This is a genomic window from Nonomuraea sp. MG754425 (genome assembly GCF_021699195.1).
In the GTDB taxonomy this organism is placed as follows: domain Bacteria; phylum Actinomycetota; class Actinomycetes; order Streptosporangiales; family Streptosporangiaceae; genus Nonomuraea.
In genome coordinates this window covers 1-9,367 of the sequence record NZ_SSXE01000282.1, presented here as the reverse complement: position 1 = coordinate 9,367, position 9,367 = coordinate 1, and the positions used below count along the sequence as shown (strand labels likewise).

Below are 9,367 nucleotides of genomic sequence, written 5' to 3'. Positions count from 1 at the left end.
GGTCCAGGAAAGCCTCCCGCCCGAACGGCTGCTGATCTTCGACGTCCGCGACGGCTGGGCACCGCTGTGCCGCTTCCTCGATGTCGAGCCACCCGCCGGCGAGCCCTTTCCGCATCTCAACGACGGAGCAAGCATGCGGCGTCAGATCGAGGGGTTCATCGCCGGCGGCGCACGGCCGACAGGGTGAGCCTCGCCCCATGACCGGACAGACCCTTCTTGCGGTCAAAGCCCCTCTACTGCGGCAAACTCGTCCCAGAGATGTGGGTGGCGGCGCAGCGTCTTGAGACCGAGTCGTTCCTGCGGCACACGCCGGCGGGTGGAGAGCAGTTCCACCGCCCGTGGGCGTAACGCGGGAGGCAGCCAGGTGCAGACCACCGGGTAGTCCGTGCCGTACGTCAGGCTGGCCGGCCCCGCCAGGCGGCTCGTTCCTCACCACCGGCCACCGAGCATGCGGCCGGTGGTTCTTCCCAACTCCCGGCTATGCAGGCTCGCCGTACTCGGCGACGTAGGCGGCGTAGTTCTCCGCGATGACGGCCCGACCGGTCTCGGCAGTGAGGTGTTCCGTCCCGGAGATGATCGGCACCTGGCGCCCCTCGACGGTGACCGTCATCAGGCCGATCTGGCGGCCCAGTTCGGCGACGCTGGGAGCCGACTCGACCAGCAGCTTCCCGTCCCGTCATGCATAACGTGGTGCCCGACCGATCCCGGTTTGGCGGATGTTCATCTCCCATTCCAGTCGATGTACTTTCCCGTGGTCGGCTTGCCCTTCTCCGACCAGGCGGCGCGGTAGGTGCAATAGGGGGCCTGGGCGTCCGTGACCTTCAGCGCGGGCGTGTACGTGGTGCCGTCGATGTCCTTCGTGTAGCCCCCGTCGACGACCTTGCATTGGCCTGGGTCTCCCCACCGGGCGAAATACAGGTTGTACTTCTTGTTGAGGTTGCTGTCCGGCTTGGACACGCGGGCCCACCGGTACCACGATCCCTTGTACTTGCCCATGCGGAGCTGGAGCTGCGCGCCGCTGCCTGCCGTGTACACCTTGAACGTGCGCACGTCGGTGGCCTTGGTGGGCGCGTCGTAGTTGTAGTAGTCGGCCGCGGCAGCCGCGCTGGAGTTGGCGACGACGCAGGTGGCCGCTATGAGCGCGCCGGCCGCAGCCGTACCGAACGCCTTGGGCAGGCTCTTGAACTTCACGAGATGGATCCTCAATGTGATCGACTTCTGGGCCGTCGCTGGCAGTCGGCCAGGCCGGTGACATCTGCAGCCAAGCTAGAGACCGCCGGTATACCTTCGGTATGTCGCGCGATCCCCCCGGCGGCGACGGCCTGGGGGTCGGAGTGCAGCGGAACGAAAACGTACGCCAAGCCCATTTGCGCGGGTCGGCCGTGACAGCTTTACGCAGGATCCGGAGAGGCTTGGCGTACGTTCCCGTTCATCGCACAAGCCGGTGACACTCGTGCGCCCGACGCCTGAACCGGCTACCGGCTGGTAACGCTACAGTGCTCTGGTTATCTAGGGTTGTAGGATCTTTCCAGCAGGTCAGGGGCCGATGATCTCTTCTTTCACGTAGGGCAAGTTGAGCGGAGGCCGAGGCCCATGGCTGCCTGGTCTTGGCCCGAGCTCAAGGGAACGATCAGCGCGCGGAGAACCATCCAGGTGATCCCCGACGAGCCGCAGGTGTCGCTGTCCGGCGCCGGCTGCGGCATCCTTGCCGAATTCCGTTGGCGCTGAGGATGAGACGCCCTCTCAGGCCAGGAGGCCCAAGGTTTCGGGGGCTTCCCAGGCGGTTAGCCGCCGTCTGGCCCGCCCGGGGGGTGCTGTGCGTCTCGCCCCTGAACGCCTGGGGTGGTGAATAATGGCGGGATGTCGATCCCGCCGCTCGTCGAGACTGACGGCTATTCCCGTGTCAAGCGGCCATCGCTTGCGGATGAGCGCACCACCATGGTGGCGTTTCTGCGCTGGCATCGGGAAACCCTGGCACTCAAGTGCGTCGGACTCAAGCCAGCGCAACTCGCCGAGCGAGTTGTTGGTCGATCGGCGTTGTCGCTGCTGGGGCTGGTGCGGCACGCGGCGGAGTCTGAGCGTTTTTGGTTCCGTCGGGTGATGGCGGGGGAGGATCCTGCGCCCCTGTTCTCGTCTGTGACCGCTCCCGATGGTGCATTCGATGTGATGGGCGCGGACGCGCGCATGGTCGACGAGGCGTGGGAGGTGTGGCGGGCGGAGGTCTCGTTCGCTGACCGTTTCGTCGACGCCGCGCCGGATCTTGAGGTCATGGGAAATGAACCCGGGGAAGGGCCCGTGTCACTGCGCTGGGTGCTGATGCACATGGTGGAGGAGTATGCGCGACACAATGGTCATGCCGACCTGCTTCGCGAACAGATCGATGGAGCAGTAGGACTCTGACTGCTTGAAGGGCCGGTGCGTCCCGGGACGGCTGCCATGGCGTGAAGGTGGCCCTGGTCAGCCTGCTGCCGACTCGGTGAGCCGGGCTTCCATCTCGGCGATCATCTGGGCGAGCAGGCCGGTGTTCTCCTGCTTGACTACCTGGGGGCCGACCGTGTCGATGCCGGAGACCTTGGTGATGCACTCGTCGACGGCCTTGGCCATCGTGCCGAACTCCGTGCGGGCGATGGACTTGTCGTTGCCGGCCTCGAAGGTGGTGGCGCGGTGCATGTCTTTCATCGCGGTCATCGCGGTGCGGGCGGCGGACATCGCGTCGCGGGCGCCGAACTCATCGCCCAGGCCCTGGCGCATGTAGCGGGTGACGAAGACCCGGCGCCGGGCGGGGTTTTGCGAGGGCAGGAATTTTTCCAGGCGATCGCCCCGGTTGGCCGCGACCACGCGGGCGACCTTGACGGCCCGCCGCAGGCGGGGGCCGTCCTTTATGCCGACACCGGCGGCGATGTCGGCGTAGCTGAGCTCGCGGCCGTGGTTGCTGCGCAGCCAGATCATCACTTCTGCGACGTCGGTCTCGGCGCGGGTCCAGGCCGTCTCATCACGGCGGCGGCTCACAGGAATTTCCCGTTCTCGTCCATGAAGGCCGCGAGCGCGGCGTCGTCCAGAGCAGCGCCGGTGGCCATGTCACGGACGGCGGCGATCGCAGCCTCGGCGCCGTCACACAGCTCCGCGATGGCCTCGGCGCGGTCCGTGGTGAAGTTGATCTGCTGCTTGCTCAGCAACGCCAGCGCTCGTGAGGCGGCCATGCGGATCTCGGCCATGACGTTGAAGACGTCCATGGACGCCTCGGCCTGCGATCCCTCGCTGGCTTGGCGGGCTTGTGCGGCATAGGCGTCCCGCTCGCGGCGCTGGGCGTCGTCGTATTCCTACTGCCGCTGGCGGGTGACCGCGGCGGCCGCGGCGCGGTCTTCGGCATCCGCGGCGGGCTGCCGGGCTTTGAACTCCTCCAGGGCCTCCCGCGCCGCCGCCGACCATGGCGATCGTCGCGAACCCGGCTGCCACCGCCCCTGCCCGCGCCCCTTCATGTGAAGGCCCGGCCCGCTGGACGTCCACCGGCGGCGAGACAGGGTCGCGGGGCAGGGTACCGGCCAACGCCGCCACCGCCACGGTGAGGGCGCCCACGCGGGCGACCATGGCACGCCATCCGGCAGCCGCCCCAAGTGCCCCGGCGGCGTTGGCCAGCGCCAGCCCGGCGGGGATGCACAACCCCCACAACGCCAGCGCGCCGCGCCGTGCCCGGCCGGTCAGCAGCCGGGCCAGCGGGCCCGGGCCCGCGATCATCACGACGGCGTACCCGGCCGCCTGTACCAGCCGCAAAGCGGCTAGCATCGCCGCGTCGCCCGTGACGGCGGCCACCGATCCCGCCGTCCCCAGCGCTGCCAGCGCGGCCACGAAGATCGGCCGCAAGGGGCGGCGGTCCAGCCAGAGGCCCAGCGGCAGGCACGCCGCGGCGGCCACTACGGTGATCGCTGATGACAACCAGCCGGTGGTGGCCGGCGGCAGCGTGAACTCCTCGCCCACCTCTGCGAGGAACGGGATGAATTCCCCCAGCGCCGTGCTGGCCGCCACTCCCGCCGCCAGCACCACGGCAATGATCCGAACGTTCATCCGGGCGCGCACCTCCCACGGATCGGGGAGACGCGACCGGAGCACCGGCCCGATCCTCAAGCCCCTCGGGGCGGGGCGACGTCTCGGCGAGGATCCTCTGAGCAGTAGCAGGCGGTCGGGGCCGCCGACGTCATAAGCCCAACATTTTCCGATGTGGTCACACCGGTTTGTATGCTGAGATAAACCGATGTGATCGTATTGATTTGAGTGAGGGGTGGCGGGCGATCCTGGCGCTGGTGCGCGCGGCGCAGTTCATGGTGGTGCTGGACGTGTCGGTGATCAACGTCGCGTTGCCGTCCATCCAGCAGGCGCTCGGCTTCGACGTGCGGCACCTGGCCTGGGTGGGTAACGCCTATGCGCTGCGGTGGCCACCGTGACCGGGATGCTGCCGCCGCCCGAGGCGGCGCCCGAGAGAGTTGCTTGGTTGTCGACGGGGCGCGGCTGCGGCGGAACACCCGCCGTCGTCCTCCGGCTCCCGTCTACTTCAGCCAGTCGCGGCGGCTGCTTGAGCGGCGCTGCCCCTGGCCGACAGTTTTCGTATGTGTCGTATGGCGATGAGCGGCACCGTCACGCCGATCAGGTTGCAGTACGCCACCGCGGCGTAGAAGCCGTCCGCGCTGCCGACGGCGTGTGCCGCCACCGCACTGACCGCGACGATCAGGCCGAAGTAGATGGCGTTGAGCACGATGGCCCGGAAGCCGCCGCCGGTCTCCTCCATGACGGTCAGCGAGGTGAGCACGGGTCCCTGGACGGCGTAGGTGAGTGCCACGGCGCCCAGGTAACTGCCCGCGGCTGCGGCCACCCCGGCGTCGCCGCCTATCAGCCGCGCCAGCGGGTCATGCAGTGACCACACCAGCGCCGCGATCACCACGTAGGTCACGACGGTGACCTCGATGCCACCGCGCATCGATTCACGGATTCGCCGCCAGTGGCCCGCGCCGCGTTGCTGGTTGATGGTGATCGCTGTGGCTGTACCCAGGACCATGCCCGGCAGCAGCACGATGTTCTGCAAGGTGGAAGCGACCGTGAACCCGGCCACGGCGTTCTGCCCGTAGTTCCCGAGGATGCCGATGACCGCGAGGTTGTAGGCGGAGAGCACGAGAAAGGTCATGGCGATGGGCACACCGATGCGGCGCAGGTCGGTGAGCACCTCGCGCCGCCAGATCCGGGCGGCCGGCGGATGCCACAGCTCGGTGCGGCGCAGCAGCACCAGGCCCATGGTCAGGCCGGTCAGACCCGCTGTCGCCTCGGCGATGGGCACCGCCGCGATCCCGATGTCGGCACCGAGTCCGAGGCCGGCCACGAGGCCGATCCGCACGCTCGCCGTACAGATGACCAGGACGGTGGCCTGTCGCACATACCCATAGCCGCGCAGGCCGGACGCGCACAGCTCCTCCCCGACGGCCAGCAGACTGGCGGCGCTGGTCCAGCGCAGGAAGGAGGCAAACGTGTCCCGCAGTCCGGCGTCCACATGGAGGAGACCGGTCAGGGAGGGAGCCGCGACCGCGAGGACCAGGTACAGGGCCGCGCCGAGCCCGAGCCATACCCTGGCCAGGCTGGCGGCGTTCGATATGATGTCCTGGGCGCGCCTGGCTCCCTTGCTGATCGCGGCGGCGACCTGGTTACAGACCGCGAAGCCCGCACTCAGAGCGAGGGCGATGAGGCTGACAGGCTGATACAGGGAACGTACATAAATGGCCTCTCCCCCCATCCGCCCCAGAATGGCGATAATTCCGAGCTGGGCAGCGAAATTGAGGGACCCGGCCACAAAAAGAGGAACAGCGAGGCCGGAGATGGTTCGCCATACCCCCATTCTTTTATGAGCAGCTAAGGGAAACATGCGGACCTCCGGGGAACGCAACGGCTCGGACGCGAATGGACCTGCGGGACGATAGCGACATTCCTCAACGAATGTCCATGCGGGCCTGGCTGGTTCAGGCCAGGTCCGGGAGCATCCCATCGCGCACTCGGAGACCGGGAGAAGCCGCGGAACGTGAAGTGCTACTCGAAGACGCGCTCGATGACTTCGGCTTGTTCGCTCGGCACCGGCGAGCTGTTCTTCGCCTCCAGCAACGACCTGGTCTCCCAGTTCAATTACGCCGATGACCCCGCCGACATGGTCATCGACCTGACCGACGCCCACATCTGGGACGCCTCCTCCGACTACCCGCACATAGCGGGACCCTGACCAATCCGCCGCTGCAACGGGTCGCCGATCAGCCCAGTCCTGGTCGCGCTACCAGGCACTGCTCGGTCTCGGCGCGCAAGCCCTCGACCGCATGCAGCAGTTCCATCAGATACCGCGTCATCATTCCCTCAGCGTCGAAACGTGTTGCGGGCGGCGAGCGACAGCTTGCCGTTTCGGCAACGGAAATCGAGCCTGTGTCTCAGCACCGACGACGATGACTCGAGCTGGACCGACCAGCGTGAACCTGAGCGGAAGCAGGACTTCGATGCACGTTTTCGTCACCGGCGCAAGCGGCTACATCGGCGGCGCGGTGGCCACCCGCCTCCTTCGGGCGGGTCACACCGTCACCGGCCTGACCCGGGACACGGCCAGGGCGGGGGATCTCGCCCGGCTGGGCATCCAGCCGGTGGTGGCCGACTTGGACGACGCGGACCTGCTCGCCGAGCACGCCGACCGGGCCGACGCGGTCGTCAACGCGGCCGACAGCGACCACCGCCGAGCCGTGGAAAGCCTCATCGCTGCGCTGGCCGGGTCGGGCAAGCCGCTCGTCCATACCAGCGGCTCCAGCATCGTGGGCGTCGGCACCAGCGGCGAAGCCGCCGAGACCATCTTCACAGAAGACCTCCTCGACCCGGGCTCCGTCTGGGAGCCCGATCACCCCGTACGACAGGCACGCGTCACCGTCGACCGGCTGGTCCTGGCCGCCGCGCGACAGGGAGTGCGTACCACGGTCCTGTGCCACAGCCTGATCTATGGAGACGCACGCGGTGTGCCCCGCGACAGCGTGCTGATCGCTGCACTGGTGCGACAGGCGCGTGCCAGCGGGATGGTCCAGCACGTGGGCGCCGGACGCAACATCTGGTCCACCGTGCACCTCGACGACGTCGCCGACCTGTATCTCCTCGCACTGGAGAAGTCGCCTCCCGGAGGCTTCTACTTCGTCGAGAGCGGAGAGGAGTCCTTCGCCGCGATTACCAAAGCCATCGCTCACCGTCTCGGTCTGCCTGGGCCGCAGCCCTGGAACCCCGACTCTGCTGACAACGTCTGGCACCCGCAGTTCGCCATGCACGCCCTAGGCTCCAACAGCCGGGTCCGCGCCGTCCGCGCCCGCAACCAGCTCGGTTGGCAGCCCCGGCATCACTCGATCACTGACTGGATCGCCGGCGCCGATCTCGATGAGGCGACACGCCAATAGGTGTAGCTCTTATGCAGTGGCTGACGGTCGCGAGCCTGGACCGGCGAGCTCTCGCCGACGTGATCAACCAGTTCTCTCAGCAGGAAACTGACCCTGAGCGGCATCTGACGGCCTGGGAAGCGCCCGAAACCCTGGGTCTCCTGGTCTGAGGGCTGCTGCGTTGATGCTGTGATCAGATTTTCTGCCCGGGCTGCGCATCGGCCGCAAAATCCTGGTGCCCACCGCGCCGAGGGCCGCCCCGGACCGCCCTGGCTCAGGCCAGTGCGTCCATCAGGGCGGTGACATAGGCATCCAGCCGCTCCTCCACGGCTCGCGTCGTCAGCTCTGTCCTCCCTGCCGCCCGCCATGGCTGCGACACCAACTGCACCTCTTCTGAGCACGCCAGCCCGTCCCGCACCTGCCAGTACACCCGCTCGCTCGCGGCCGCGGCCAGCACACCGCCGGCCTCCTGATACGCCTCAGCGAACCGCAGACCCCACGCCGGTCCGTGCAGCAGGGCGAGATTGGTGGAGCAGTGCGCCACGTCGAGGTCTGCCGGGCCCCAACAGGTCGCTGCCCAGTCGACGACGCCGGTGATCCGGGGACCTGCCGGGCTTGGGGGCGACATGTCGAACAGCACGTTGCCGGGTTGGAAGTCCCGGTGCAGGAATCGTCCTTCATAGGGCGGCGCTGGCTTGCGGATCACGTCGATCGCCGCGGCCCATGCCGCCGCGTCGGCGCCCTTAGGAACCACGACGGTGTCAGCGGTCGTCAGCGTCACATACTTCCGGGGCCGCTCGGCGGGCCGCAGCGCATGGATCGCCGCGAGTTGACGGGCCAGCAGAGGGACGTGTGTCTCCAATCCCTCATCGTCGAGGACCGTTCGGCCCGCTAGATGCGTCATGAGGAGCGAGGGATACGCGCAATGCGCGGCGGTCGGATCAACCGCGACCAATCCAGGAGCCGGCACGTCGGTCCCCGTGAGCAGGGCCAGGGCGCCGGCCTCCCTGTTCAGCGAGTCCTCGGCGCGCCCCACATGGAACGGGTCGACGAAGCTCCGCAGCACCAGGTCACGGGTACCTCCATCCCGCGTGCCGACGGTCAGCCTCCGCATGTCGGCAGTGATGCCGCCGTGCAGCGCCGCGGTTTTGACGATCCGTTCGCCGACCTCCAGGTGCCGGCTCACCCAAGTCAGTGTCAACGGTCGGACAGCCGCCGCCTCATCGTGGTTGGTCACCGTGCCACCTCATCATCCGGACGGAGGGCGAAGAACCGGAACAACTCCTCGCACCCGATCTCGGGGAACTGGCGCAGTGCCTCAAGTTGCTGGTCGGTGAAGACCTGAGCGACCAACCAGCACCCCTCGCCACAGCCCGAAGATCCGCAGCTCAGGAGCCTAGTCGATCATATCCGCCCGAAATTTCCCGGATGCTACGGCGACTCCCCGGTAAAGAGCACCGCGCCGACTTCCGAGATTGCCATGGCCAACCTACTTGCCTTACGTGCCTGACAGACCTTCAAGCAGCTGACCAGCTATTTCGCTTGACTACCCAAGATGACAGCCGCCGCCTCGGACACCGCCACCACGGACGCCACGGACTCCATGGAGGAGGCGGGGCCGGAGCTGGGCATCCGCGAGGCGCGCGGGACCGGCTGGCACCGGGGCGCGTACGTGCTCCGGCGGGACACGGACGAACACGTCGAGCTGCAGGTCATCACGCTATGGGAGTCCTTCGACTCGATCAGGGCCTTCGCCGGGACGACCTCGGCACGGCGGTCGTCGAACCCGCTGCCCGGGCCGTCCTGCCGTCCTACGACACCGCCGCGCGGGACGCCCCCGGACTCCTCACTCCGCGACGCTCATCCCCTGGTCGTAGGAGCTGTCCTTCAGCGCTAGCCAGGCCAGCTCCCACGCGTCCATCGGGCGCACGTCCCGCAGCACC

General features: G+C 68.0%; 13 protein-coding genes and 1 pseudogene. 7 read left to right on the top strand and 7 right to left on the bottom strand.

The window, feature by feature from the left end; translation table 11 throughout:
* A partial coding sequence (locus tag FAF44_RS49650; protein WP_308193535.1) for a sulfotransferase occupies positions 1-187 on the top strand: 187 nt, incomplete at its 5' end.
* Between the two features lie 291 nt (positions 188-478).
* Here the strand turns inward: FAF44_RS49650 and FAF44_RS55500 are convergent.
* Together FAF44_RS55500 and FAF44_RS49645 are read right to left on the bottom strand one after the other, a co-directional pair.
* The gene (locus FAF44_RS55500; protein WP_272896122.1) at positions 479-610 is read right to left on the bottom strand and encodes a hypothetical protein; all 132 of its coding nucleotides are present in this window, start codon (positions 608-610) and stop codon (positions 479-481) included.
* Between the two features lie 110 nt (positions 611-720).
* Positions 721-1,191, bottom strand: a complete 471-nt coding sequence (locus FAF44_RS49645) for a hypothetical protein (protein ID WP_237110464.1) — start codon at positions 1,189-1,191, stop codon at positions 721-723.
* 402 nt (positions 1,192-1,593) lie between these two features.
* On the opposite strand from FAF44_RS49645, the gene FAF44_RS55495 reads away from it, so the two are divergent.
* Together FAF44_RS55495 and FAF44_RS49640 are read left to right on the top strand one after the other, a co-directional pair.
* A complete protein-coding gene (locus tag FAF44_RS55495) occupies positions 1,594-1,728 on the top strand; it encodes a hypothetical protein (protein WP_272896121.1) in 135 nt (44 codons plus the stop codon).
* A gap of 132 nt (positions 1,729-1,860) precedes the next feature.
* On the top strand, positions 1,861-2,400 hold the full coding sequence (locus FAF44_RS49640; protein WP_237110463.1) for a DinB family protein: 540 nt from the start codon (positions 1,861-1,863) through the stop codon (positions 2,398-2,400).
* A gap of 57 nt (positions 2,401-2,457) precedes the next feature.
* On the opposite strand, the gene FAF44_RS49635 is transcribed toward FAF44_RS49640, so the two are convergent.
* The 3 genes and pseudogenes from FAF44_RS49635 to FAF44_RS56555 all read right to left on the bottom strand — a co-directional run.
* Positions 2,458-3,009, bottom strand: coding sequence for a hypothetical protein (locus FAF44_RS49635; protein ID WP_237110462.1), 552 nt, complete (start codon positions 3,007-3,009; stop codon positions 2,458-2,460).
* The gene (locus FAF44_RS49630; RefSeq protein ID WP_237110461.1) at positions 3,006-3,233 is read right to left on the bottom strand and encodes a hypothetical protein; all 228 of its coding nucleotides are present in this window, start codon (positions 3,231-3,233) and stop codon (positions 3,006-3,008) included. Before FAF44_RS49630 ends, FAF44_RS49635 begins: the two co-directional genes overlap by 4 nt.
* Positions 3,234-3,507: 274 nt before the next feature.
* Positions 3,508-4,062 (bottom strand): annotated as a pseudogene (locus FAF44_RS56555) (MFS transporter); the annotation flags it as partial.
* 203 nt (positions 4,063-4,265) lie between these two features.
* On the opposite strand from FAF44_RS56555, the gene FAF44_RS49625 reads away from it, so the two are divergent.
* Entirely contained in the window at positions 4,266-4,439 is a 174-nt protein-coding gene (locus tag FAF44_RS49625; protein ID WP_237110460.1) for a hypothetical protein, read from the top strand.
* Between the two features lie 107 nt (positions 4,440-4,546).
* Here the strand turns inward: FAF44_RS49625 and FAF44_RS56215 are convergent, their stop codons facing one another.
* Entirely contained in the window at positions 4,547-5,830 is a 1,284-nt protein-coding gene (locus FAF44_RS56215) for an MATE family efflux transporter (protein ID WP_237110459.1), read from the bottom strand.
* 252 nt (positions 5,831-6,082) lie between these two features.
* Here FAF44_RS56215 and FAF44_RS49615 point away from each other — a divergent pair, with 252 nt between their 5' ends.
* The 3 genes from FAF44_RS49615 (at position 6,083) to FAF44_RS49605 (ending at position 7,594) form a co-directional block, all read left to right on the top strand.
* Complete coding sequence (locus tag FAF44_RS49615; RefSeq protein ID WP_237110458.1) at positions 6,083-6,250, top strand: hypothetical protein; 168 nt, start codon at positions 6,083-6,085, stop codon at positions 6,248-6,250.
* A 265-nt stretch (positions 6,251-6,515) separates the two neighbouring features.
* Positions 6,516-7,445: an NAD-dependent epimerase/dehydratase family protein gene (locus FAF44_RS49610; RefSeq protein ID WP_237110457.1), complete on the top strand. Its 930-nt coding sequence runs from the start codon at positions 6,516-6,518 to the stop codon at positions 7,443-7,445.
* 11 nt (positions 7,446-7,456) lie between these two features.
* A complete protein-coding gene (locus FAF44_RS49605; protein ID WP_237110456.1) occupies positions 7,457-7,594 on the top strand; it encodes a hypothetical protein in 138 nt (45 codons plus the stop codon).
* Positions 7,595-7,698: 104 nt separating this feature from the next.
* Here FAF44_RS49605 and FAF44_RS49600 read toward each other — a convergent pair whose 3' ends face one another.
* Positions 7,699-8,661 carry a phosphotransferase family protein gene (locus tag FAF44_RS49600; RefSeq protein ID WP_237110455.1) on the bottom strand — a complete coding sequence of 321 codons (963 nt, stop codon included), beginning with the start codon at positions 8,659-8,661 and terminating at the stop codon, positions 7,699-7,701.
* Positions 8,662-9,367: the final 706 nt, after the last annotated feature.

Excerpts from the sequence above, each read along its gene's own strand:
- FAF44_RS55500 (WP_272896122.1), bottom strand. The coding sequence starts at position 610 with ATGACGGTCACCGTCGAGGGGCGCCAGGTGCCGATCATCTCCGGGACG.
- FAF44_RS55495 (WP_272896121.1), top strand. The coding sequence starts at position 1,594 with ATGGCTGCCTGGTCTTGGCCCGAGCTCAAGGGAACGATCAGCGCGCGG.
- FAF44_RS49640 (WP_237110463.1), top strand. The coding sequence starts at position 1,861 with ATGTCGATCCCGCCGCTCGTCGAGACTGACGGCTATTCCCGTGTCAAG.
- FAF44_RS49630 (WP_237110461.1), bottom strand. The coding sequence starts at position 3,233 with ATGGACGTCTTCAACGTCATGGCCGAGATCCGCATGGCCGCCTCACGA.
- FAF44_RS49615 (WP_237110458.1), top strand. The coding sequence starts at position 6,083 with ATGACTTCGGCTTGTTCGCTCGGCACCGGCGAGCTGTTCTTCGCCTCC.
- FAF44_RS49610 (WP_237110457.1), top strand. The coding sequence starts at position 6,516 with ATGCACGTTTTCGTCACCGGCGCAAGCGGCTACATCGGCGGCGCGGTG.
- FAF44_RS49605 (WP_237110456.1), top strand. The coding sequence starts at position 7,457 with ATGCAGTGGCTGACGGTCGCGAGCCTGGACCGGCGAGCTCTCGCCGAC.